The organism is Spirosoma fluviale (genome assembly GCF_900230225.1).
Taxonomy (GTDB): domain Bacteria; phylum Bacteroidota; class Bacteroidia; order Cytophagales; family Spirosomataceae; genus Spirosoma; species Spirosoma fluviale.
The window spans coordinates 783,183-807,284 of record NZ_OCNH01000001.1 but is presented as its reverse complement, the minus strand read 5'-3'; the positions used below and the strand labels follow the sequence as shown (position 1 = coordinate 807,284).

20 protein-coding genes are annotated in these 24,102 nt (G+C 48.4%); 4 read left to right on the top strand and 16 right to left on the bottom strand.

Annotated features, from left to right (window positions below):
• Positions 1-24: 24 nt before the first annotated feature.
• Entirely contained in the window at positions 25-1,713 is a 1,689-nt protein-coding gene (locus CRO74_RS03405; protein WP_097124579.1) for a VRR-NUC domain-containing protein, read from the top strand.
• On the opposite strand, the gene CRO74_RS03400 is transcribed toward CRO74_RS03405, so the two are convergent.
• On the bottom strand, positions 1,708-2,448 hold the full coding sequence (locus CRO74_RS03400; protein ID WP_097124578.1) for a class I SAM-dependent methyltransferase: 741 nt from the start codon (positions 2,446-2,448) through the stop codon (positions 1,708-1,710). The genes CRO74_RS03405 and CRO74_RS03400 overlap by 6 nt on opposite strands.
• 174 nt (positions 2,449-2,622) lie before the next feature.
• Between CRO74_RS03400 and CRO74_RS03395 the strand changes: the two genes are divergently transcribed.
• Positions 2,623-3,012, top strand: a complete 390-nt coding sequence (locus CRO74_RS03395; protein ID WP_097124577.1) for a c-type cytochrome — start codon at positions 2,623-2,625, stop codon at positions 3,010-3,012.
• A gap of 93 nt (positions 3,013-3,105) precedes the next feature.
• Here the strand turns inward: CRO74_RS03395 and rlmB are convergent, their stop codons facing one another.
• Positions 3,106-3,936, bottom strand: coding sequence for a 23S rRNA (guanosine(2251)-2'-O)-methyltransferase RlmB (gene rlmB / locus CRO74_RS03390; RefSeq protein WP_179830112.1), 831 nt, complete (start codon positions 3,934-3,936; stop codon positions 3,106-3,108).
• Positions 3,909-5,360, bottom strand: a complete 1,452-nt coding sequence (locus CRO74_RS03385) for a GWxTD domain-containing protein (RefSeq protein ID WP_097124575.1) — start codon at positions 5,358-5,360, stop codon at positions 3,909-3,911. The genes rlmB and CRO74_RS03385 overlap by 28 nt, the downstream gene beginning before the upstream one ends.
• Before the next feature lie 166 nt (positions 5,361-5,526).
• Between CRO74_RS03385 and CRO74_RS03380 the strand changes: the two genes are divergently transcribed.
• Positions 5,527-6,294, top strand: a complete 768-nt coding sequence (locus tag CRO74_RS03380; RefSeq protein WP_097124574.1) for a class I SAM-dependent methyltransferase — start codon at positions 5,527-5,529, stop codon at positions 6,292-6,294.
• 369 nt (positions 6,295-6,663) lie between these two features.
• On the opposite strand, the gene CRO74_RS03375 is transcribed toward CRO74_RS03380, so the two are convergent.
• From CRO74_RS03375 to CRO74_RS03320, 12 genes are all read right to left on the bottom strand, one after another.
• Positions 6,664-7,662 carry an NADP-dependent oxidoreductase gene (locus CRO74_RS03375; RefSeq protein ID WP_097124573.1) on the bottom strand — a complete coding sequence of 333 codons (999 nt, stop codon included), beginning with the start codon at positions 7,660-7,662 and terminating at the stop codon, positions 6,664-6,666.
• A complete protein-coding gene (locus CRO74_RS03370; RefSeq protein ID WP_218840200.1) occupies positions 7,659-8,102 on the bottom strand; it encodes an organic hydroperoxide resistance protein in 444 nt (147 codons plus the stop codon). Before CRO74_RS03370 ends, CRO74_RS03375 begins: the two co-directional genes overlap by 4 nt.
• A 10-nt stretch (positions 8,103-8,112) precedes the next feature.
• Complete coding sequence (locus tag CRO74_RS03365) at positions 8,113-8,553, bottom strand: MarR family winged helix-turn-helix transcriptional regulator (RefSeq protein WP_097124572.1); 441 nt, start codon at positions 8,551-8,553, stop codon at positions 8,113-8,115.
• A gap of 175 nt (positions 8,554-8,728) precedes the next feature.
• Positions 8,729-11,548 carry a PAS domain S-box protein gene (locus tag CRO74_RS03360; protein WP_097124571.1) on the bottom strand — a complete coding sequence of 940 codons (2,820 nt, stop codon included), beginning with the start codon at positions 11,546-11,548 and terminating at the stop codon, positions 8,729-8,731.
• A gap of 31 nt (positions 11,549-11,579) precedes the next feature.
• Positions 11,580-12,944 carry a sigma-54-dependent transcriptional regulator gene (locus CRO74_RS03355; protein ID WP_097124570.1) on the bottom strand — a complete coding sequence of 455 codons (1,365 nt, stop codon included), beginning with the start codon at positions 12,942-12,944 and terminating at the stop codon, positions 11,580-11,582.
• Between the two features lie 144 nt (positions 12,945-13,088).
• Positions 13,089-14,189 carry a glycosyltransferase family 4 protein gene (locus CRO74_RS03350; protein ID WP_097124569.1) on the bottom strand — a complete coding sequence of 367 codons (1,101 nt, stop codon included), beginning with the start codon at positions 14,187-14,189 and terminating at the stop codon, positions 13,089-13,091.
• Positions 14,190-14,229: 40 nt separating this feature from the next.
• Positions 14,230-15,438 (bottom strand): DUF1972 domain-containing protein, encoded by a 1,209-nt coding sequence (locus CRO74_RS03345; protein WP_097124568.1) that lies wholly within the window; start codon positions 15,436-15,438, stop codon positions 14,230-14,232.
• A gap of 89 nt (positions 15,439-15,527) precedes the next feature.
• Entirely contained in the window at positions 15,528-16,676 is a 1,149-nt protein-coding gene (locus tag CRO74_RS03340; RefSeq protein ID WP_097124567.1) for a glycosyltransferase family 4 protein, read from the bottom strand.
• Between the two features lie 356 nt (positions 16,677-17,032).
• Positions 17,033-18,637, bottom strand: a complete 1,605-nt coding sequence (locus CRO74_RS03335; protein ID WP_097124566.1) for a hypothetical protein — start codon at positions 18,635-18,637, stop codon at positions 17,033-17,035.
• A 98-nt stretch (positions 18,638-18,735) separates the two neighbouring features.
• Positions 18,736-19,188, bottom strand: coding sequence for a response regulator (locus tag CRO74_RS03330; protein ID WP_097124565.1), 453 nt, complete (start codon positions 19,186-19,188; stop codon positions 18,736-18,738).
• A gap of 355 nt (positions 19,189-19,543) precedes the next feature.
• Positions 19,544-19,972, bottom strand: coding sequence for a response regulator (locus CRO74_RS03325; RefSeq protein ID WP_097124564.1), 429 nt, complete (start codon positions 19,970-19,972; stop codon positions 19,544-19,546).
• Positions 19,973-20,292: 320 nt separating this feature from the next.
• Positions 20,293-21,252: a 3-hydroxyacyl-CoA dehydrogenase family protein gene (locus tag CRO74_RS03320; protein WP_097124563.1), complete on the bottom strand. Its 960-nt coding sequence runs from the start codon at positions 21,250-21,252 to the stop codon at positions 20,293-20,295.
• A gap of 250 nt (positions 21,253-21,502) precedes the next feature.
• Between CRO74_RS03320 and CRO74_RS03315 the strand changes: the two genes are divergently transcribed.
• Entirely contained in the window at positions 21,503-22,255 is a 753-nt protein-coding gene (locus CRO74_RS03315; RefSeq protein ID WP_097125996.1) for an SDR family NAD(P)-dependent oxidoreductase, read from the top strand.
• 91 nt (positions 22,256-22,346) lie between these two features.
• Here the strand turns inward: CRO74_RS03315 and CRO74_RS03310 are convergent, their stop codons facing one another.
• A complete protein-coding gene (locus CRO74_RS03310; RefSeq protein WP_097124562.1) occupies positions 22,347-23,969 on the bottom strand; it encodes a hypothetical protein in 1,623 nt (540 codons plus the stop codon).
• Positions 23,970-24,102 lie beyond the last annotated feature (133 nt).

Here is a 24,102-nt window from a genome sequence, read left to right as displayed (position 1 = left end):
GTGGTTTCCCTCCCACTTTACAGCATGGTTGGACGACAAAAGACTATCCTTACCCCTCATTACTATCTCGACAATTTCCGCTATGTGCTGGACTTTGTTAAGCGACTGTACGGCAATCTGTTAAATGATGCCGAGTGGGATTTCATTCATCGATTCGAGGCTTTACCGCTCGATGCCCAATGTCTGTATGTACGGTTTAGTAACCGTAAAGGACTCTTTTTTCGAACTACCAAACTACAGTATAACGAAATTACTGACCTTCCGGCCGCTGTTGACGCGTTAATTTCTTCAGGATTTGTGGAACGACTATCCGCCCATCATGAGCTTATGGGCGAAGCTGCCCTGGGTGTTTTCACGAAACCAGAACTCCTGAACCTCCTCCCGCTCGAACCGGAAGAGAGTCGGCCGTTAGCGAAAGAGAAAAAGGAAGGTGTTGTGCGCTACGCGCTTCATGAGCTTGATTTCGCCGAAATAGTGACTAGCCTGACTACGCACGAAACGGTGGTGAAGATGAATTTCGAAGCCGAAGAGATGATGGTCAAGTACCTGTTTTTTGGTAACCGGGGCAGCAACATGACCGAATTTGTGGTGCGTGACCTTGGCATGGTCAACTTCGAACGGTACGACGAAAGCAAGCTAACGGCCCGCTTCCGCACCCGAAAAGAGGTGGAAGATAAGCTGTTGATTTCGCTCACGAACGAGGAGTTCTACGAACTTAAAGAAGCCGAAACGCCCGCCGATGATATTTACAACTGGTTCCTGAACTGGAACGAAACCCGCCCCGAACTGACTGAAATCGCCATTCCGGGCTATCAGAAACTCGTGTGCCGCGTTGGCGCTTTTCTGGAACGACAGAAACTTCCCGATCAGGCGCTGGCCGTCTATGAACTCTCCGACCGCGTTCCGGCACGGGAACGGCGCGTTCGTTTACTCTTCAAAAACGGCTCCATTGATGAAGCCCTGGCCCTGTGTGATGAAATTTCGGTTAATCCGCTGAATGCCGAAGAACGGTATTTTGCTACCGATTTTCGGGAGAAAATCTTAGGTTTGAGCGAAAAAAAACGCACCCGAAAAGCGACCACGCGCTTTTTGTCCGATGCCGACAGCGTCAATATTCCAGCCGCTTACCGCCACCATGTCGAAGCCGGGGTGATGAATTATTACCTGGAACAGGATTTCGATGCTGCGTTTACCGAGAATTACCCCTGGCGCGGCCTGTTCGGGCTGGTTTTCTGGGATATTATTTACGACGCCAATGTTTCGGCCATTCACCATCCGCTGCAACGCGCTCCGTCGGACTTTTACCTGCCCGATTTTTACCTGAAACGGGAGGAGTTATTGAAAAAGCGTCTTACTGAACTCGACACGAAAGACGCCTGGCGACGGCATGTTGGTCGGATGTTCAACGCCAAATATGGTATCACCAACGTACTGGTCGACTGGTCGGATGAGCTTTTGAGACTTGTTCAGCAGATGATCGACTTGCTGGACATCGAGCAACTACGCCTGATCCTGCTCGAAATGGCTCGCAATGTCCGCGAACATACGCGTGGTTTCCCGGATTTACTCGTCTGGAATGAACGGGGAGACTATGACTTTGTGGAAGTCAAATCCCCTACCGATCACCTCGGCCCGCAGCAACTCCACTGGCTGGAGTTTTTCCAGACCATTGGTGTGCGCGGCAAAGTGGTGCGGGTGATTTGGGAGTTATGAAACCACACCCAGCCTCAGAAAGACGGGAAACGTTACTTCGCGCTCCCCATCGCCCCAAACTGGTTTTAGCTCCTCCCCCAAGCCAATGACGGGGTCTTCTTCATTTTCGTGAATATACTGCCGCACCGCCGACCAGGTACGCAGGTAATTTAGAAATCGCTCCAGGGACCAGGTTCTCCGGGCCGTAAACGTGGCGTATTGAACGTTCGCAAAAGGGAACGCTAAGCCAGCATACCGATTGTCAATATGCGTGCGTTGTGGGTCCCAATAAGGTCCGATTCGGTTCCGATAAAAATCAAGCATAATCTCATCCAGACCGGTCCCAAGCTTTACCAATCCGTAACCCCATTCGGCGATGACAGCATTGGGCTTAGCCACTCGCCGGACTTCCTCATGAAAAGCATTTACATCGAACCAGTGAATGGCCTGCCCTACGGTAATCAGATCGAAGGAGTTGTCGGTAAAGGGCGTTTGTTCAGCGAGGCTGGTCTGATAGCGAATGTTGGGCTTTTTAACGGCCAGGATAAGTTGTGTTTCGCTGATATCGGTGGCGTCGACCTGATCAAATAGCTCGGCCAATGCTCCGGCAACCTGACCATTTCCGGTGGCACAGTCCCAGGCGTGTTGGCGATCGGGGCAGTATTTAAGAATGAACTCATACAAGTCGGCAGGGTAATCGATACGGTATTGAGCGTAGAGATCGGCATGGCCTGAGAAGCGGTCGAGGGGTTGCATAAACTTTCTTTTTAGCAATTTTAAACGTTTTTTAAGAACAACTGTCTAAACATTGGTTTAATAGGAAAAACCGTTGGCAAAATTGGGTTATGACCCCAAACCATCTATTTTTGCGCGGTTGACTTGTTGCTCTCACTCAATCTGTTTTGTTTATTTATCGTTTACCCGATTCTCATGAAAAAATTACTTGGTATTCTCATCGCTTCGGCTTCGCTGGCCGTAGCCTCTATCGACGCTAAGGCTCAGGCGCCATCCGATATTCCAGAAGAAATGAATACCCTGATGACGAAATACACCTGTATAGCCTGCCACCGTCCAAACCAGCGGTTAGTAGGTCCAGCCTATGCCGATGTGGCCAAAAAGAAATACTCGAATGAGGAGATTGTTAACCTCATCTATAATCCAATTCCATCGCACTGGCCGGGCTACCCGCCAATGGCCGCTATGAAGCAAGTGCCAAAAGCAGATGCAATGAAGCTGGCAGTATGGATTAACTCGCTTGATGAAAGCCCTGCCAAGAAAGGCGGTGCTACCAAAGCGAAACCCAAAAGCAAAAAAGCCTAAAACAAAAACACCGGATTCCAATCCGGTGTTTTTGCTTTACATCTATTCTCATTCAACGGCATCGGGCAATAAACTACCTGATGACTGTTCGATTTACTGAGCCACGTTGACAGGTAAACTCCGTTGCCGTACGGCTTCGTAAAGGATTACGCCAGTAGCTACCGATACATTCAATGAGCCAACGGCTCCTAAAAGCGGAATTTTAACGTGAGTATCTACCATGCGGAGTAGTTCGGGCGAGATCCCATCTTCTTCCGAACCCATAATAATGGCCATCGGTCCCGTCAAATCAGTGGTACGTTCGTAGAGGTCACGAGCCGATTTTTCGGTACAGGCCACCACGGTAATCCCCGATTCCTTTAAATATTTTACGGTTTCGGTTAGATCGGGCTCCCGGCAAACCGATATGTGGTTAAGTGCCCCGGATGATGTTTTCATGGCGTCGGAGTTAATAGCGGCTGCTCCCCTGCCTGGAATAACAATACACTGAATACCCGTACACTCGGCAGTACGGGCAATAGCACCGAAGTTACGAACATCGGTAATCCGGTCCAGCAACAGAAAAAACGGCGTTTCACCCCGCTCAAACACATCGGCAATAACGTTCGACAGTTTAACGTACTGCACCTGGGCAATCAGGCAAACAACCCCCTGGTGGTTCTTCCGGGTAAACCGGTCGAGCCGCTCAGAAGGAACGCGCTGGATGGTAACCCGTTTTTGAAAAGCCAGATTCTGAATATCGGGGTTGCTCAGCTCCTTTTCCATATAGAGCTTATCAATCTGCTGATCGGACTTCAACGTCTCGATAACCGATTGAATACCAAACACCATCTCGTCGGGTTGGGGACGATACGGTGGCTTTGCCCCTGCGGGACGTGGTTTATAACTGGGGCGATTTACTCGCGGATTGCGCCGGTTCTCCATGCTTCGACAATCGGGTACCAAACCGGCTGATACTCAATGAAGCGCACCAGTTCGTAATGATCCTCGACAAATTGATTCGGTTTTTTTGTAAAGGTAAAATTAACCTCCGAGACATTAGCCCGGCGATTATAAACCCACACTTCGCGCTCGCGGTTCCTTTGCACCCGATCCGGAGCACCCAGTACGATGTAAATCATACCTTTATCGGTCTTCCAGCCTTCCTTGTAGGTTGTAAATAAGCGGTTCGCTTCTTCAACCCGGTTAAAGTAAGCTTTTAACGTTTTGCGGGCAACCTCTTCATTTCCCGACATTAAGCTTAGCCAGTAACGATCGAATGCTTTTTTGGTATTCTGCGCCTGGTTCAGTTCACTGATTTCGGAACTGGTGCTCATGTACAGCACTGGCTTTATCAGTTTTTCGGGGCGGGTTAACTTCGGGAACCGCTTATCAGCCGCTACCAGCCCAATACCGGCCACATCGGCGGTATCTTCCAAAAAATAATACAGTCCTTCGCGCGGAATGATGAACGGTTTATTCGTCGTGATCGTCAGAGTCGAATCTTCAGACAGCGATTTAGCTGCGGGCCGGGCCGACGTATTCATGGGCGACGAGGCTGCTTCGAAATCATGCCGGTACCGATAGCCAAATAGTTTCTTAGTCGATCCGGTTACGTCACCAATAACAACGGTATCACCAATATTCACATAATTACGCAGTTGAGGCTGTTTGCCGGTCTTATCAAACAAGGTGTAGCGATCGCTCATCTTTGTACCCCTGAACCGTAAAGTCAGGTCATTACGAGCTTTGGTTCCCGAACTGCTTTCGGTGAATTCAGACAAAAGAACAGCGCTGGCTGCGTCTTTGGGGCGTTTTACATCGAACATCAACGTCAAATGGTCACCCTCCTGCCCTACGTTGTCGGTGGTGAGGGGTACGGTTCCATATCCCAACCGTTCCCGGTTATTGTAATCCGGATACATGACGTAGGCCATTAGAAAATGGGCAGCAAAATCGGCGGGTTTAACTACAACCTCACCCGTTGGGGATTTGGCTGTAATGTCCATGTACACCCGAACGCTGCTGCTGTCGATGGACAGAAACTTCCCTTTGATGGACGTGACTATCCACTCGCCGGTTATTTTACCGGATACCGATGGCGTGGTGCCCAGAGCAGGGCCATCCGTCATAACTTTAACGGGAGCGGGAGCCTGGGCGGTTGACGAGCGGGAGTCGGTACGTGGTGCATCCGGCCGCTGGGTATCGGCACGGGGCGCTTCGGCAGGGCGGGCGGCTGGCCGGTTCTGGTTCCGCTGTGCTTCCGTACGGGCATCATAGGCCGCATTGGCCCGGTCCTGCTGTGTTTTTTTATTGGTCGAACAGGCCGTCAGTAAACAGATGAAGAGGAAAGCAGATAGAATGCGCATAAATAACGGTGCTGGCTAATGCCCTATAACGTTAAAAAGCCGTATAGGTTGGGTTGTTTGGTACTGTTCATTAATAACGAAAAAAAGACATCTTTTGGGTTACCGGGGGCATCCATTTTTCTTTAGTTATGCAAAAGAGTAATTTTGCCAATTGAATTGCAAACGCATGTATAAGACGACCGAAATTACTTCCGCCGAAATCGCATCGGATAACCCTGTTCACCAACGACTATTGTTCCCTTATGTCGAAGCGGCTGCTATAGTAAGCGGACAGGTACTCGAAATTGGTTGCGGCTGGGGACGCGGATTGGAACTGCTCACGAAAGCCGCCGATCATTACACAGGAATTGATAAGAATGAGGAGTTGATTTCGTCGCTGAGTGCCGGGTATCCCAAGTCGACATTCATTGCTGCCAATATTCCACCTCTTAGCGGTTTACCGGATAATACGTTCGATTTTATCGTCACCTTTCAGGTGATTGAGCATATCCAGAACGACGACCTGTTTATTAAAGAAGCGCATCGTGTACTGAAACCCGGTGGTAAATTACTCCTGACAACGGTTAATAAAACGTTTTCACTGACACGCAATCCCTGGCACGTTCGAGAATATTATGCCGATGGCCTGAAATCGCTGATGGGAAAGTATTTTCCTGCCGTAGAAACACGAGGCATTCACGGTAACGAGAAGGTAATGACCTATTACGAGCAGAATAAAGAATCGGTCAAAAAACTGACCCGCTTCGATATCTTCAATCTGCAATACCGGCTCCCCCGCCGACTGCTTCAGGTGCCCTACGATCTGATGAACCGGCTAAACCGCAACCGGCTCCTGCAAGCCGACGGTATCGCTGCCGAAATAAATTATACCGACTACCTCGTCAGCAACGATCCGGCCGGTAGTCTGGATTTCTTTTATGTAGCGACGAAATAAATACAGCTAATTTAGGATTATGCCAGTTGGTGATCATGCTATTCAATACCTGTTCGGCCGCTAGTGCCAGCCCGAAGCGAGTATATACATCGTTGCCAAAGTCCAATTAGCCATCAAGGCGGCCTGTTGCTAGTTGGTATCGCTTCTGTTTTGTCTAGAGCGCCTTAGGTGCGACCCACTCTTGTTCGTGTAGGGTCGCACCTAAGGCGCTTTAAACAGAACTCACACTCCCTTTTCTATTGACAGGTCGCCCCTGACAGGGATTTTGTACAAGAAAAAATTGTATGCATTCTGGGGTTAAGCAGCCTACACCATACCTAACCCGATTATCCACGTTGAATTAGCTACTTTTTGAAGCCGGTTGACGGATTAGACTTCAACAATCATTTTGCCCGTATTCTGTCCGGAAAACAGGCCCAGCATGGCTTCGGGCAGCTTATCAAATCCTTTAATCGTCGTTTCGGTGTACTTGAGTTTGCCTTCGTTTACCCAGGCCGCCAGTTGCTTAACTCCTTCGCCAAAACGTGCCTGGTAGTTACCAACAATAAAGCCTTTCATCAATACACTCCGGGTTAGCAACATGGGCTGGATACGCGGCCCCATGGGCACTTCGGTTGTGTTGTAGAAGGCGATCTGACCGCAAAGGGGAATGCGGGCGTGGAAATTGATATTCTTGATAACCGCGTCTGAAACGTCTCCGCCAACATTATCGAAATAAACGTCTACGCCTTTGGGACAGGCTTCAGCAATGGCGTCGGTCAGGTTAGTGGCTGTTTTGTAATTGACCACTTCGTCGAATCCGAACTGCTCTTTCAGCAACGTCACTTTATCGTCCGACCCGGCGATGCCAACAACCCGGCACCCCTTAATTTTAGCAATCTGCCCGACAATGATGCCAACGGCACCAGCCGCTCCGGATACCACCACCGTTTCGCCGGGTTGGGGGTTGCCAATGTCCAGCAGACCAAAATAAGCCGTTAGACCCGGCATTCCCAAAATACCCAGGTAATAACTGGCGGGAGCCAGACTGGCATCTATTTTTTTGAGCCCCTTGGCCGGAACAACCGCCTGCGTAGCCCAGGTCAGATTACCCGTTACCAGATCACCAGCCGAAATACCATCGGCCTTACTTTCCAGCACGTTGGCCACAGCGCCACCCATTAATGGCTCCCCGACCTGAAACGGGGGCACGTACGACTTGGCATCGTTCATCCGGCCCCGCATGTACGGATCGACCGAAAAATAAGCAGGCTCAACCAATACGTCTCCGGCCTGCAACGCAGGTAAGGTAGCCTCGTCAAACCGGAACGTTTCGGCATTGGGCATCCCCTTGGGACGCGCTGCCAATACTATTTGTCGTACACTCATGCCTGAACCCCCGTTTCGTGGTTGGTTACCGTTAAGGTCACATCAATGTTACCCCGGGTTGCATTCGAGTACGGACACACCTGATGTGCCTTCCCGACGAGTTCTTCGGCAACAGCCTGATCTACGCCCGGTACATTGACGTCGAGTGTAACGGCCAGACCAAAACCACCCGCTTCCAGCTTGCCAATGCTTACATCGGCGGTTACGGTTGTTGTACCTGTTTTTACTTTACCCATCCGAATAACCAGATTCAGGGCACTATCGAAACAGGCGGCATAGCCAGCCGCAAAAAGCTGCTCGGGATTAGTGTAGGCCCCCCCGGCACCCCCCATTTCGCGGGGAACCCGCACGTCGAGGTTTAAAACATTATCGGATGAAGTCACGTGGCCGTCACGTCCGCCGGTGGCGGTGGCGTGGGCTGTATATAATGGCTGAATCATAATTGGTTAACTAAATAATGGTTTCTGTTTTTGTCAATTGATTTAATAACGTCATGAGCTGAACTCTCAAATTAACTGTCTGCTGATCGTCCAGGCTCATACTTTCCTGTAACTGAGCGGGAATATCAACGGCCTGATTCTTAAGGGTCTGACCGGCTTCGGTTAGTTGAATGGTAACCTGGCGTTCATCGGCCGGGTTGCGTGTTCGGGTAATTAGCTGTTTTTGTTCAAGTCGTTTTAACAGGGGCGTAAGCGTACCGGAATCCAGCAACAAATGCTCGCCTATTTCGCCTACGAATCGATTATCGGTCTCCCAGAGCAGGAGCATAACCAGATATTGAGGATACGTCAGTTCCAGTTTTTCGAGTAAGGGCCGGTATAGCGCCGTTACCTGACGCGAAAGTGCATACAATGGAAAGCAGAGTTGATTATCGAGAAGCAGTTTGTTCATTATGGACAATTAAATTGTGCACAATATATTAACCAGAATAATACCTATAAAGTTTAAAGGCAGCTAACTTTTTAATGATTGGTTATTGGTCAGTGGTTATTGGTTATTAGTCACTGACCAAGAGTAGACCTATAACTATCAGCAGTTTAACTCAATAACCAATAACCAATAACCACTACTTATCTTCGGTACCGTAGGTTGTTTGCATGTGTTCTGTTACCAGATGGATTGTCTTCTCGAAATCATTGACAAGTAACTCCAGCTCATTGGATGCTACTCCATTACTTGCCAGACTCTCTATCTGGCGAATAGATTCAATCTGCGATGTAATATCCATTGTCTCAACGGTGGGTTTTATCCGGTGCGCCAGGTATTTCACTTTGCTAAAATCGCCGGCTTCATAGGCTGCTTTTATCTGAGTCGCCACATCGGGTGCTTCAGTACAAAATAGCTGGATCATTTTTTGGATAAACTCCTGACTTCCCCGGCTGATCGTCTCTAATCTAGACAAGTTGTAGAGCGATTCATGTTCTTCTTTCGCTTCCGGCTCAACGACCTCAACAACACCGTGAAGCCACTTCATGAGCATACCAACCAGTTCTTTACCTTCGAATGGCTTTGCCAGAAAGTCATTCATACCAACATTAAAACACTCTTCTTTCTCGGTCCGTATGACACTGGCCGTCAATGCCACTATTGGCAGCGACTTACTGATTTCCTGCCGCGTAATACGGGTAGCTTCCAATCCATCCATAACCGGCATCTGGACATCCATCAGCACAATATCGAAGGTCTCTTTCCGGAGTCTTTCTACTGCGTTAAAGCCATTTGTTTCTTCGACAATCGTTACCCCATACGGTTTGAGTATGGTGGTAACCACCAGCCGGTTCATTGCATTATCCTCTACCAGCAAAATACGTTTCGACAGCAGGACATCTTCATTCGGAGTTGTTTGTTTCTGATTCACTTCGTTATCGTTCTTACCAATGGGCAGTGATAGCTTTACAGTTACTGTAGTTCCTTTATTTTTCTCGCTTTGAACATCAATGGTCCCCCCCATCAGTTCAACTAATTGCTTGGTAATGCTCATGCCAAGCCCCGACCCACCGTACCGACGCCCAATACTGCCATCTTCCTGCGTGAATTTTGCAAATAAATTGCGCAGAAATTCAGGAGCGATGCCAATGCCCGTATCCATTACAGACAGGGTAACCAGTTGATTTCTGGCCGCTTTTTTACAGTCGCACTGGATATGAACGCTTCCCGAGTTTGTAAACTTAACCGAATTCCCAATCAGGTTTAATAAAATCTGATTTATTCGAAAAGGATCGCCCATGAGCGCAGGAGCCAGACTGGGGTCAATTTTTTGGGTAATTACCAGTCCTTTCTTTTCAGCATCCTGTGTCATTACCTGCACAGCCTGCTCAATGAGAGCAGCCATGCTGAAATTGATATGTTCCAGCGAGAGCTCCCCGGCTTCAATTTTTGAAAAATCCAGTATATCATTAATAATGACCAACAGGTTGCTGGCAGCCGTGTTGATCATGCCGATAAAGAACTGCTGATGTTCGGTGAGACTCGTGTTTTTAATTTGTTGCCCAAGGTTTAGAATGGCATTCATGGGCGTACGAATTTCATGACTCATATTGGCCAGAAATAGCTCTTTTGCCCGCGCCGAATGTTCCGCTTCCTGTTTGGCTACCCGAAGCTCTGACTCAAGCTGCTTTTGCTTGGTAATGTCCAGATGTATGCCGGTAGAGCCAATAATCTGCCCCGACTCAGCGTACAGGGGTGCCCCACTCACCAGCCACCACATGGCCTCACCACGCTTGTTTTTAATGGATACTTCGTACGCATCGACGTCTCCTTTCAATCGACTTTCGTTCTTCTCCTTCATGAACTGAATATTCTGACCTTTCAGCAGAATATCGGTTGCGACCTGCCCGATCAACTCATCCGGCTCATAGCCACTCATGGCACAAAAACTCTGGTTCGTATACACGATACGCTCCTCCAGATCGACCTCAATGAGACCCAGGTTCATGTTCTCAATAATACGCTGGTATTTTTCATTGAGGTGAAAAGCGGCATCCTCAGCGTGCTTACGCTTTGTAATATCCGTGTATTTCCACAGATGCCCAGCATACGTACCGTCTATAAAGATGGGGATATAGTCTCGTTCAAAGGTACGCCCATCGGCCAGGGCGATCTCCTCGCCAATGACCAGCTTCTGATCTTTTAATAACTGATCAACCCGCGTAACAAACGCTTCCTGCTCCTTAAAATGACCTTTACTTTGCTCGGCCATACCCGAGCAATCGACGCCTTTCAAGGCGTCGGGCGTCAACGGTACGGAGAACATGTTGCAAAACTGCTGATTGACCAGTACAATAGCCCGATTTTCGTCTTCCAGCAAAATACCTTCCTGAAAATCAGCAATAAGATTTGATAATCGATGTGCGCTGGTTCGTAAGGCTTCCTCTATATTTTTTTGATGAGTAATATCGGTGCTGGTGCCAATCATGAGCAGGGGCCTGCCATCTTCCGAATAACTAAATATACGTCCCCGATCCAAAAAATGCCTGTAGGTACCATCTTTAGCCAGAAGGCGATATTCGGTTACGTGACTCTTCCGAACGCCGGTTTGATACAAGCTCATGTCCGGATCCGTTAACTGTTGCCGATCCTGAGGGTGCAATTTATCCATCCATATCGCCACAACATCCGGAAACTCCTCCCGTGTATAGCCCAGAATTTCACGATACCTGGCAGATCGTATGATTTCCTTCGTTTGCAGATTCAGTTCCCAGACAGCATCTCCAAAGCCTTCCAGAGCAAATTCCCACCGTTGTTCAATACGGGTTAACTCGGTCTGTTGCTGGCGTATCATATCCCTCAATTGTTCCACTTCAGCCCGGAGCTGCTCGTTTTCCAGATGCAGCAGATCGGTTGATAACGGCTCATTTGAGGGTATACTAGTTGTCTCTCTTTTCATATTGGGTCTTCTGGTTCACACAAGCGATTGCTCAGGATAAAGAAAGTTCGTCGTTCTGGATCATCTTGTAAATGGTTGATTTCCCTATATCCAGCTTATCGGCTACCAGGAGTACATTGTTGTCGTATTTTTTCAAATAAGACTTGATAATTTGAATAGTGTAACCGCGAAGTGTCATCTCTTCGGTCATTCCTCCGTTACTTCCCGAAATAGAGGCAAACAAAAGGTCGTCGGGTCTGATTTCGACACCATCACTCATGACCGCTGCCAGTTGAATGATCGACTTTAATTCACGCACATTTCCGGGAAAATTGTAACGCATCAACTTTTCGGTAGTAGCGGGCAAGATAGTCATTGTGCCCAGGCGATTATCTTTACAAAATTCATCCAGAAAGTGCCTCGCCAGGAGCATTATATCTGTTGAGCGTTCACGAAGTGGGGGTAATTCAATAGGTAGCCCCATGATCCGGTAATATAGATCCTCGCGAAAGCGGCCTTGCCTAACCTCATCGAGCAGATTTTTGTGTGAGGCAATCACCAACCGAATATCGAGCATAATTTTTTCACTACCCCCTACCCGGCTAAGCTCGCGTTCCTGCAAAACCCGCAGCAGTTTACTCTGCAACGTTAAATCCAGCTCGGCAATCTCATCCAGAAATAAGGTGCCTTTGTTGGCTTCCTCGAATCGCCCTATTTTTTTGTTCAGTGCTCCGGTAAACGCTCCTTTTTCGTGTCCAAATAATTCACTCTCAGCCAGCTCTTTAGGAATAGCGGCCATATTGACGGCAACAAAAGGCTTTTTCCGGCGGTCAGAATGGTAGTGGATGGCCTTGGCAACCAATTCTTTTCCGGTACCGGTTTCGCCGGTGATCGACACGTTGATGTTTGTTCGAACTGCCTTTTCTACGAGTGCAAATACCTTGCCTATTGCCTGACTGCTCCCTTTTATGATTGAGTTGAAGTCATATTTCTGGCCTAACTCTTCACGTAGCTGGTCAACCTCCTGTTTAAGGCTTTGATTTTCCCGGAGTTTAAGAATCGCATTCCACAGGAGATCTTTTGTTCGATCATCCTTCACAAAATAGCTGTAAACCCCCGCCTGAAGCAGCCCAACGGCGGTTTCAACGTCTTTTTGCCCGCTGATCACAATAACCGGTGTATCGGGCAATCGCTCCTGAAGACGACGAAACAACTCGGCCCCATTGGTATCGGGTAAGGAATAATCAAGTGTAATCAGGTGGGGCTGACAAACACTAAGGTACTTCATACAAGCTTCACCGGTGGTAAACCGGTGAAGTTCGTAATTCGGATTCATTGACAGGTGGTACTTTAGTACTTCACCATACCATGGATCATCTTCGACAATAAAAATACGGTAGATGCTGGACTCATTCATAGTACAAGTTGTCACGCCGTATTTGGCATGATTAAAACAATTAATTCACTAATTTATTCAAAAGTTAAATTAGCAAACAAAAGCTTCCCTTGATTAATGAATTTGATTACGCGATTTTTCTGTCGCAGACCTAAAAAAATTGAGTTATGGGACAAACTTTGTTTCAAGTGCCTTTACTAATCTAACATTTTTGAGGAATGCATGACTGAACTGAATTATCCAGGTGTAGAGAATAACGGCGAAAATCTGGAGGAAAATTATTGTGGTAACACTGAAAACAAAGGAAGCCAGGATGGACAAAACGGTCAGGGCAGCATGTGTTTTAACGATACGCAGCGTTATCTCCGAGTGAACGAAGCGATGCTTCAGGAACCAGTGGTGCATGTGGTTTTTGTCGGCAGCAAATGGAGACTTTCCCTTCCGCATCCGGTTTATAGCCACGCGGAGTGCGTCAATTAACGGGATCATGCAACTGGCGGTCGTTAAAATAATGGCATACGGCCCGTAAGCAACGGCTTGTAAGTACGATCCTTCAATAAATATAATTCCCAGAGCCGCCATAAGAAAGCCAAGCACAACAGAGCCACCGTCGCCCATGAATAATTTGGCGGGGCGCCAGTTGTACCTCAGGAAAGCAAGCAATGCACCGGCAACAGGCAACAGCAGCGCCAGCCATTCCTGCTGGCCCACAACAATGGCCAATACACTGAACACGAAACTGTTGCTAAACGCTAAGCTACCGGCAAGCCCATCAACGCCATCAATCAAGTTGAAGGCATTGGCCATAACGGTCAGGACGAACATGGTAATGGCATACTGAAAAAATACGGACAGTTCCATGATGCCAAATACGCCATGAAGCGAAGTCAGGCGAATACCGGAACTGGCGATCAGGTAGGCGCAACCCAACTGAATACCCAGGCGAAGTATGGCCGGCAGGTTCAGTCGATCATCAAGCACACCCGTTATTGTGAGGGTTGCCAGGGCAATAGTCAACGGAAGATTCTGGGTTAACAAATTACGTAAAGGCGCATACACCAGGGCTGTAAACGTTACGGCCAGGGCAATAGTCAACCCGCCAATGGCAGGAATCAGCTTTTGATGCACCTTCCGGAAGTTAGGCTTATCAACCAGCCCGATTACGGGGCTTAACTTAATGAGGAAGGGTAAAAGCACCCAGCAGCTTACCAGCGCAATCAGGAAGCCAAGAATCAGGCTGTTTGTCGTAAGAAGATCTTGTATCATGTTTTTTTAATATATACTGACGGGTATCTGTACGTATAGTTTATTCGTAAAAGTAAGAAGGCCTTTGTAAGTGAGCCAGTTCCGACTCCAGCAGCCAATCGGACGACAGGCGTGTACCTGCCAGCGAGTTAAGTTCTTTTTTGGTAGACACCTGCTGTACAAGACGAATGAGGTAGGCGTATTTCTGCGCAATGACCGTCCAGGTATACCGGCGATAGGCAATGGTCTTCATAATTTCGGCCCGCTCCTTAAGTTCACTGATCGACGTGTTCTCAATACGTTTGACCAATTCGGCCGATGTTCTGAAAAACAGCGCTTTATTTTCCGTTGTCGACCGGTTATAGGCCACATCGAACGCAATAACCGGTAAGCCAAGGTACATAGCTTCTACCAGCGATGGGTTCGTTCCGCCCGCGCTGTGACCATGCACATAAATCAGACAATTGCTGCGCAGCAGATCAAGTTGCCGCTGGTCATAAATCGGATCGAGCAGGTGAATATTCGTATTCGTCTTATGCTGTTCACGCAGGCTAGCCCCATACTCACTGTTTGTCCAGTTTCCTACCATAACCAGCGTATGCCTGGGCAATTGAGCAAAAGCCTCCAGCACGAGGTGGATGTTGTTTTCCGGTTCGATCCGGCAAACAGTAAACGCATAGGGCGCTGCCAGAAAAGGATACTTTTCCCGATCGGCTGGCGTTGGACTGACGGCAATGGTGTGGTCGGCACCGTACTCAATAATGTGGCTTAGCGTTTTGTACCGGATTGCCGTGTAGTTCTGGATCGACTCATTATCCGAAATATCCGCGTGTGAGTAGCGCACGGCCACCCATTCGGCCGCCCACAGATACCATCTGGCGGCTTTGCTCCACTTGTTCCGTTTCCACTCAATACCATCAATAGAGATGATGATTTTTTTCTTGGTGAACCACCGGACAAAAGGCAGCATAAATCCGCCACTCACGCCCAGAATGAGCATTACGTCGGCATAAAATAAGGCATGTAAAATACTGAAGCAGTCATAGATGATACTTTGAATACCGTTGGCATCGAAGGGCAGATACACCAACCTCGCCCCTTTATACGTTGCCGGTCGCTCAGACTGTCCGTACTTTTTGGTCGTACAGTAGACCGTTATATTTGTTTCGGTACCCAGGTGATCAACCAGGTGCTCGGCCAGGGTTTCGAAACCGCCGTATTTGGCCGGGATACCTACAGTTCCAATAATTGCTACGTTGGTCTTAGTCATGCTATTCTTAATTAATAATTTTCTATTATCCTATGTCGTGCCAAAGTGCTAACAATCTGGCAATGAGTTTATTTAAATGATATTATTAGTTAGTCATTCCCAATTCTGGACAATTTTTCCACCGAATACACAGACTGATCTTTACGCTGTTCCGGCACAAAAACATCGGTTATCTGCTGCCGAAACCGGCGTGCTGAGAAAAACTTAGCGCGCTGACGAGCAGCCTGAGCCATTTTCAGATAAAGGTTCATGTCTGATGACAATAGCTGGAGTCGCTCAACAACCAATGCTGGCTTGCGGGCATCGACGGTGAAGCCTTCTTTCGAATCTTCGATTAACTCACAGATCCCTCCAACCGGCGGGACAATAATTGGACGGCCGCAGGCCATAGCTTCAAGGGCCGTCATGCCGAAGGTTTCAACCCAGGCGTCGGGATTTGATAGATTCAGGACCACGTGAGCCTGTTCGTAAAAAGGAATAGTATCGGCCTGTGCGGGGTAGATCGAACAGTTGTCTGGTGGGCTTACCTGATTCCTGAACACCTCAACCTCTTCACCCTTTGCATTCAGTACGAGCATAAACCGGATATGCGGTAACTGCCGGGCGCAAGCCACAAACTCATGAATACCCTTGTAGGCTTTGTTGGAGCACAGCATGAGGGCCGTGAATGGGAAAGCGGTATTGGCTTCGGTGAGCTGACTGGCCTGTTCCGTAAATGAATCTCGCAACGCATTGTAAACTTGCCGACAAACGGGACGCGTGAGTCCGGTCTGCTGCTGGGTATATTTTGAGACGAACAATACCTCCTGAGCCGTAATATTTGCAATGGACCGCAACCATGCTTTCAGCAGCCAGGGTTTTAGGCTTACTTCATGTACATGATACACAACCCGACAACCGCGCAGCCCACCGGCCAGTGCTGCACCGAAAGGCAACAGGGTGTTGATATACACCTCATCGGTCGATCGTAGAAAAAACAGCAGTCTGAAGAACAACCGGAGCTGAATATTCAGGTAATACCAAAGAGTGACCAGCTTGGCCGGATGCCATTTATAGGCGATGGGTTGCATGGTCACGCCCGGCAGGTTACTCAAAAAACCACTCCCACTAGGCGTAGCTGTAAATAAAACAAGATCAAGGTTTGCCTCTTCAAGGGCTTCCAGTGCCTGCCGAAAAACAAGAGGGCTACCACTAAAGTCATTGAGTAAATGAACGGCAATTATTCGCTTCGATTTCATAGTTTTGTGGGTTACCCCTACACGGCCTCTTTACCTGTTTGGTAGTCTAATTCGTTGATTTGTTCCTCCAACACCAGGTCGTTGCCGGGCGAGTTGATGTCGCGCCAATTAACATTCGGCAAGCAAACCAACTCGTAAGCGACAGAAGGAATGATACGGTATTTATGGTTGGCAGAGTTAATACATCAGTAGCGGCCTGATTCATGCAATGCACATACACCGCTTACCTTTTGCTGAGTTGTAGAAACGAATGCCCCATACCGGAGCCTGCTTTCATTCCTACACAGGCACTCTGTTTAATAGCCGCAATAAATTATCAGTAAAAAGTCAATGATACCTAAACCGGCTCCAGTGCTTCAGGCGATAAAATAGGTGAACGTACGTTTGACCGATTTAGACGTTAAATATTTTAAGCCCACGAGTGTGGTGCCCAGCCTGCTTCCCGACAAGCTCCATACACTCAGTTTGCCGGGTTTAACTTGCCAGTTCAAATTGATGCGCAGGGTTGAATTATCCAGACAACGGATATAAAGCTGATTCATACCCTCCCCCGGTTTGCTGACCAGTTCGTGCGTAAGTGAATGATGCTGGAGGTAATATGCCAGCTGAAGGGCAGTTGACTGAGGTACACATAAGTCTACTGCATCGGGGACCAGGCCGGTGTAGCTTGTCGCAGTCAAGGTTCCATTAGGTTGTTGATGCAGCCAGAATGCCACATCCTGGAACAACAACTGGTGATCAGAACTAACCTCCTGCCGATTCAACCAATGTGTCAGGGCGTCGCTCCAGGTCGTTAATTGCCCGCTAACCTGCTCGGACCAATCCATCTGCTGGCTATAGTCCTGTAAGGTAGCCGTAACGGTGTAAGCCAGATATAAGATTTCGGCCAGACCCGTATCCAACTGATAGGTTTCCCGAAACAGTTTCCATTCCGGACGGTTCAGCGTAGCATCGATCAGGTGCCGGGTAGTGCTATAGTCCTGATTGTTGATGCGTGTTGCCGACTGATACAGGAAATGAAACAAATCATAAAGCCCCGGCAACTCTTCGGCGTAGCGTTCCCAATCTACAACGCTCACCTGTCTGCCACTCAACAGTATCGTCCAGGGCGTAAAGTTACCATGTGCCGCAGCTATCGGTACCGTCATCTGATCATTCAGGGACTGCATCAGCAGGTCTAGTTTGTCGAGTAGACCGGCTGGTATACGCGGATCGTTAGCCGTCCTTAGTGCTGACAGATTTTGGTGAGCCTGCCGCCAAAATCTGGTTTGATACAACGGTTGCGTATGCCAGTTTCGACTAAAAATCTCCTGTAAAATATGTTCAGGCAATTGGGCCAGCTGATTCGTTTGCGGCATACAGGTTACGCCTATGTCCTCCTGAATCAGGAAGCCGGTCGTAACAAATCGCAACGAATATGCGGTTAGCGCAGGGGTATTGACCTGTAGAAATGGTGTTTGCTGTAGCTGTCGCAGTGCCCGCGCTTCCTGTCGTAAGCCAGACAGCGCAGCGGAGCCGACGGCAATTTTCGTTAGATAGCGTTTCCCCGAACGCATACAATGCCAAATTACCAGTTTCCGATTGGGTCCGGCAACACCGGTAAACAAGGCCCATCGCTTTATTTGACTTTGCCGTACGAGTTGATTACCGCTTTCGGATGTATAGAGCGTTAGCCGATCGTGGGCTACCCAGCGACCTAATCCCAGCCGAAATAACAGTCTGACCACCCACACAAACACTTGTGCGCGTTGGCTGTCGACCTGATAAAACCGAAGAAAATCCGGTTCCTTGGCAGCTACGGGCCAGAGCCAGCGGATACTACCGTCAGGATTCCGGTATAGATAACTGTTTATAGGATAAGTGAAGTCCGCTGAGGATTCTACGGCCACAGGAATACCAATCGTATGCAGGCCCCTGCGTAATTGGTCAATATCGGTTGTATAAGTTGCGGACTTAGTCATATAAACAAGCGCGTTACAAGTACTACACCAGTCTCAGATCAACTCAATAGTATTTAGGCTAATCATTTACGCTATAAATCAAAGCACAAAGGGCTTGCTTATCGCTTTGGCTCCATGCCGAACAGGTTCCGCAATTTTTTCCATTTACCCTGCGGATGCTGCTTCAACAGCTCCATCACTTCCTGAACTTTTCTGAGAACAGTGCCAATACGCTCGAATTCATTCCTTCCTTTAATAATGTAATCGAACGCTCCGTACTTCAAGGAGTTGACCGCAACCTGTACATCTTCCTGACTGGAGACGACGACCAGATAAATATTGGGATTAAAGCGCTTTATTTTCCGCAGCACATCAAGGCCATTAAGAGGCTCCATGTGGTAATCCAGAAAAATAACGTCGGGCTGTTCGGTCAGGCTGTTCAGGCATTCCTGGCCATCCATGAAAAATTTTACGTTCGTATGGCCCAGATTGCGCACATGCTGCTCGTAAAGACTACCACAGAATGGATCGTCATCAAGAATAAAAATGGATAAGGAGTTGTTATTTTCCATGTGTATTTATTTATAATAACTAATTAATCTAATACTATGCCAACCCGTAAACTGACTAACAATCAGCTAGTTAACCTAAATAATCTACCGAATAAATCTATTATTTGGACTAGTTTTCCACATTAGGGAAAACCTCTCCTTATTGTCAATCTACAGGATATGTGCAAATATAGTTTATAATAATTGATAAAAGTAACTAATGAATAGGGGCATTTTTCATTTTTTTAAACATACAAGCGAAATATATTATCAATTTCCTACAAAAACTATATTACAAGTATACTAATAGTGTAATTTAAACAGTTATCTTCTTCACTTTTTTCTGCCGTGAAACTGTTTTAGGTATAAGTCGTCTCTATGACTTAGAAGAAGTTGAACTAGTTGGCGGCCGTAGCTCCAGAAGTGCCATAACCTGCTGAATTTTTTTCAATACATCATCAATTTTCTGTAGATCATCATTCCCTTTGACAATACAATCGAAAGCTCCGTACTTCCGCGATTGCCTGACAGTCTCTATGTTTTCCTGATCAGCCAGAACGACCAGATAGATATGGGGGTTAATACGCCCAATTTTGCGAACGGTGTCTATACAATCACAGGCTCTTACCTGGCAATCCAGGAAGATGATATCCGGTTTCTTTGTGAGTTGGCTAAGACAGACTTCTGCCTCTGTAAACAAGGTGACATTAGTATAGCCAAGGGTACGAACATACTGCTCAGTAATAGTTCCACAAAAAGGATTATCATCCAGAATAAAAATCGACAGAGACCGATTACTTTCCATAGAAAATTTGTAAGAACACACGAAACCCAAAACTATGCCAACAAATATCTAGGCTGATTATCAGGCATAAACTCACCATTTTAGCTCATTTGGTTTCCATATTACGGAACATTATTCCATTATCTGGAAACCAAGCCTCGTCATTGCTCTGTTTTTTGTAAGCGGATCCCCTACCAGCAAATACTTAATCTATCGAAATAATCAAATTTTAGAAATAAAACAACGATGTTGAGCTATTGGAGGTTAAAAGGGGGGTATTCATACACCTGATCGAACTCAATATGCAGGTCTTGACTACGGTGCCAAACTACATAGCCTTCTTATAAATCCGTCTTTTCCGGCAATTCGCCCAGCCTGCGCAACAGATGCAGAATGGTGAGGTCGCGTTGCCGAATCACGTCGGCGGCATCCCGAACGGTCCAGTCATAAAAACCCTGACCAGCTTCCATTCCTGTTTGACCCGCAGCCAGCCGATCTCGTAATGAATGGGCGGGTATGGTATTGACAGCCAGATCGGGCAATAGGTAACTCTGCACCCGATTCACTAGATCGAGGCCAACCAGATCCATGTTTTCCATCGGTCCCAGGGCTGGTAGTCGCAGGGCGAAGGTATATTTAATCATGGTATCAATATCGGCCGGAGAGCAGGCTCCGGAATCTACCAGAGCGAGGGCTTCCCGCCAAAGTGCGTGCATGAGCCGATTGCCGATAAAGCCGGGGATATCCGGGCAACGAATGGGTCGTTTGCCCAACATAGTGAGCCAGTTACAGGCTTGTTCCACTTTTTGCGGGGGCGTTTGTTCCCCGGCTATGACCTCTACAAGGGGGATCAGGTAGGGAGGATTCCAGAAGTGAGCGCCAACCAGAACCTGTTCCAATCCGCTCCGCCGGGCCATTTCTGTAATGGATAACCCGCTCGTTGCCGAAAGCACCAGTTTATTCTTTTCCCGACAAAGCGTCAGGCGACTCAATAAGTCTACCTTTTCATCCATGTCTTCAATAATGCATTCCAACAAAACATCGCTTTGGGCCTCCAACAAGTTCAGATCAGTAATAATCTGTATGAGTCCAACGGGCTGTGTGGGCTTACTCATGTGCTCCTCACAAAAAGTTGATAACTTCGTCAGTTGAGCCCGGATAGCGCTTTCTTTACGCGCAGAGCGTGTCCAGAGCAGTACCGGATGACCCGCTCTGGCCGCCAGTACGGCCGAGGCCGTTCCAATTTGTCCACTGCCCAGAATCCCGGTTGTGGGTAGCTGTACAGGTTCAGAATTTATCATAACCAGTGGAGTTTACCCAGTCGCTGTTCAAAGTCTCCTGGTAGCGACCTAAAGTATATCGTTCAGATACTTGCCAAAGTAGTCGTTACTGGTTGATTTACTGATTTCAATCAACCCCGTAGTTATTTGTAGTCATGATGCGCCCGTTTCATTTTCGCTTATTTCGAGCCGTCAACCGACCCGGCAATTTCAACAGTCCGCACATTTAGTCGGAGTGATGGGTACATTTAGTTTTCGCAATCGATCAGTTATGGATAAAGACTTACTCGGAAAAACGGCTCTGGTAACGGGAGCCGCTTCAGGTATCGGCAAGGCAGTGGCAGAACTTTATGGTCTGCGCGGGGCAAATGTGATGATCTCTGACATTGACGACGTACAGGGCCAGCAAGTAGTGGATCAACTAACTGCCGCCGGTGTACATATCCGCTTTTACAAAAGCGATGTTAGTGACCCGCTTCAGTGCCAGAAACTGGTGCAGGAAACCGTTGCAGCCTTTGGCTCGCTCGATATTGCCTGCAACAATGCCGGGATTGGGGGCGAACTGAACATGACAGCCGATTATAGCCTCGACGGATGGCACCATATCATCAACGTGAACCTCAACAGTGTTTTCTTTTGCATGAAGTACGAGCTGGAGCAAATGCTGAAACAGGGCAAAGGCACCATTGTGAACATGGCCTCTATTCTGGGACAGGTTGGCACTGCCGGATCACCGGGCTACGTAACGGCGAAGCACGGTATGGTGGGCCTCACCAAAACGGCGGCTCTCGAATACGCGTCCCAGGGCATTCGTATCAATGCCGTTGGGCCGGGCTATATTGACACGCCCCTATTATCGGCATTATCGGATGAGATCAAACAGCAGTTGATCGGGCTGCACCCCATCGGTCGTTTGGGAAAATCGGAGGAAGTGGCCGAGCTGGTTGTCTGGCTCAGTTCCGAAAAAGCATCGTTCATTACGGGTTCATATTATCCGGTCGATGGCGGTTATCTGGCTCGGTAAATAACAATAACCCTCCGCATAGCCAAAAACGGCGGGAATGCGGAGGGTTATGACTTTTAGTCAGGTGAGGGAAAGGGCTAGCAAAAGCGGCTTAACGAATGGTGCTAAACTTACGGAGATCCGTATTTAGTTCTTTCAAGCCTACCTCAACGCCACGCTTGGCTCCTTCCTGAAATACCGCCATAATCTCTTTGGCCTCAATCCGGTTGGGGTCGTCCAGGTTGGCACTTACGAACTTATCCCGCAGAGTCACCAGTCCACCACCCAGCGCCATAGCCAGCAGGGGATTAAAGTCAAACCACGGAATGGGCGGGTTGGCCTCCTGCTTTCGATTGTTCAGCCATGGGTCAATCAGTTGGACAAATTCGGGCAAAATGGGCCGAACAATGTCAATGAGCAATTGCAACCGTCTACACTGACTCGCCTTTTTCCCCAGCACATCGGTCGCATGCGTGCCAATGCTGTATAGCAGAGACGGCGTAATTCGCTCGAACCGCAGCGCCGGATTGTCCATGGTGGCTTCCAGAATTCGGTGTTCAAACACTAACTGCCAGAGTAAGCGCGACCGGAAACAGGCGTGATTGGTTGTTCGGGAAAGCCATACCGCCGTATTGATGTAGTAGTGTTTGATCTGGGCCAGATGTTGTTGCCCGGTGGGAGATGCCATAAAGCCAAGCCCCTTCACGTTCGTATCGGGTTCGGAGGCATCACCAATCAGGTTGATATTCACAAAGTGATGCCAGGTCGAATCGGTCACCACCCGCCCTACATTGGCTTTATGGCCGTCATAGGCACAGATGGCCCCGAAGGTTTGCGCTTGTGTTGCCAGCTTGGTACCGGCTGTACTCCCAGCCAATACCGTTGAATAGGCAATAATTTCGGGCGCTATCCCCATCGGAAACTCGGGGGTTCCATCTTTTTCGTAATTGCCGCCAAGGTCTGTCGGTTCTACACATTGTCCTTCGTGCGGGTGATCGGGCAACACCTTGATACGTCCCAGCGGGCTGCATAAAATGGGGTGCGGGTAGGTTTCGCGCAGAAAGCCGCCCAGCGAGCTGGAGTACAGACGGGGCTGTATCTCCTGAGGGACATCGTCGGACTGGTCGTCAAACTGCGAACCTGGGTCGTGACCAATCCGGTTCGTATCGTTACGGTTGGGGTCCTGCATGCCTACATTACCACTGGCGTTGGTCCAGAGCCGCATCTTGCGTACCCGCGAGACAGAACCGCCCAGGGCTCGTCCCAGTTCTCCGTGATCGCCGGTGGCAAATACGCCCCCGCCGTTATTCATAAACGTGCTCAGAAGCACCAGTTCGGCGTCGGAGAGGCCTACCGGCGATGCATCGAAGCCGAACAGCCAAACCTGATCGTACATCGTATCGGAGAAATGCGTGCCGTCCGTAAAGCGAAAATTTGGAATACTTCGAGAAACCGGCACGCCCGGGTTACCAACAGAAAAGCCCCGGTGGGCGATCGTGATTTCAAAGTCGACGTAGTAACGCCCGTCATTGGACAGAATAGAAACAAAAGTGGACAGGCCAAAATCGCCCAGGCCAAAGTTGAGTGTTCCATCGGTGAGCAACAGAAGTTTCACCTTACAGGGTCGACGCCACCAGGGGTAGAGTTTTTCGGGCGACAGCCTAAGAAGGTCGGTCCGTTCTTTGATCGCCTTAACTAAATGCGCATTCTCAGAAAAGAAAATTTGTGCAGACATGGGTTCTCGGTAGTTTAAATGAGGTATGCCGGTTAGTCGCAGATCAGGACGAACTCGCAAACAAACCCTATTCCATTATCCGCAGCACCACATGTACAGCTATCTCTGGGCTGAGCCCACTTCTTCAGAACTA

Bases quoted from the DNA above. Each gene is read 5' to 3' on its own strand.
- CRO74_RS03330 (WP_097124565.1), bottom strand. From the start codon at position 19,188: ATGGAAAATAACAACTCCTTATCCATTTTTATTCTTGATGACGATCCA.
- rlmB (WP_179830112.1), bottom strand. From the start codon at position 3,936: ATGGAGAACCGGCGCAATCCGCGAGTAAATCGCCCCAGTTATAAACCA.
- CRO74_RS03395 (WP_097124577.1), top strand. From the start codon at position 2,623: ATGAAAAAATTACTTGGTATTCTCATCGCTTCGGCTTCGCTGGCCGTA.
- CRO74_RS03315 (WP_097125996.1), top strand. From the start codon at position 21,503: ATGGATAAAGACTTACTCGGAAAAACGGCTCTGGTAACGGGAGCCGCT.
- CRO74_RS03375 (WP_097124573.1), bottom strand. From the start codon at position 7,662: ATGAGTGTACGACAAATAGTATTGGCAGCGCGTCCCAAGGGGATGCCC.
- CRO74_RS03380 (WP_097124574.1), top strand. From the start codon at position 5,527: ATGTATAAGACGACCGAAATTACTTCCGCCGAAATCGCATCGGATAAC.
- CRO74_RS03350 (WP_097124569.1), bottom strand. From the start codon at position 14,189: ATGATACAAGATCTTCTTACGACAAACAGCCTGATTCTTGGCTTCCTG.
- CRO74_RS03345 (WP_097124568.1), bottom strand. From the start codon at position 15,438: ATGACTAAGACCAACGTAGCAATTATTGGAACTGTAGGTATCCCGGCC.
- CRO74_RS03340 (WP_097124567.1), bottom strand. From the start codon at position 16,676: ATGAAATCGAAGCGAATAATTGCCGTTCATTTACTCAATGACTTTAGT.
- CRO74_RS03365 (WP_097124572.1), bottom strand. From the start codon at position 8,553: ATGAACAAACTGCTTCTCGATAATCAACTCTGCTTTCCATTGTATGCA.
- CRO74_RS03320 (WP_097124563.1), bottom strand. From the start codon at position 21,252: ATGATAAATTCTGAACCTGTACAGCTACCCACAACCGGGATTCTGGGC.
- CRO74_RS03385 (WP_097124575.1), bottom strand. From the start codon at position 5,360: ATGCGCATTCTATCTGCTTTCCTCTTCATCTGTTTACTGACGGCCTGT.
- CRO74_RS03335 (WP_097124566.1), bottom strand. From the start codon at position 18,637: ATGACTAAGTCCGCAACTTATACAACCGATATTGACCAATTACGCAGG.
- CRO74_RS03325 (WP_097124564.1), bottom strand. From the start codon at position 19,972: ATGGAAAGTAATCGGTCTCTGTCGATTTTTATTCTGGATGATAATCCT.
- CRO74_RS03405 (WP_097124579.1), top strand. From the start codon at position 25: ATGGTTGGACGACAAAAGACTATCCTTACCCCTCATTACTATCTCGAC.
- CRO74_RS03310 (WP_097124562.1), bottom strand. From the start codon at position 23,969: ATGTCTGCACAAATTTTCTTTTCTGAGAATGCGCATTTAGTTAAGGCG.
- CRO74_RS03370 (WP_218840200.1), bottom strand. From the start codon at position 8,102: ATGATTCAGCCATTATATACAGCCCACGCCACCGCCACCGGCGGACGT.
- CRO74_RS03355 (WP_097124570.1), bottom strand. From the start codon at position 12,944: ATGAATGAGTCCAGCATCTACCGTATTTTTATTGTCGAAGATGATCCA.
- CRO74_RS03360 (WP_097124571.1), bottom strand. From the start codon at position 11,548: ATGAAAAGAGAGACAACTAGTATACCCTCAAATGAGCCGTTATCAACC.
- CRO74_RS03400 (WP_097124578.1), bottom strand. From the start codon at position 2,448: ATGCAACCCCTCGACCGCTTCTCAGGCCATGCCGATCTCTACGCTCAA.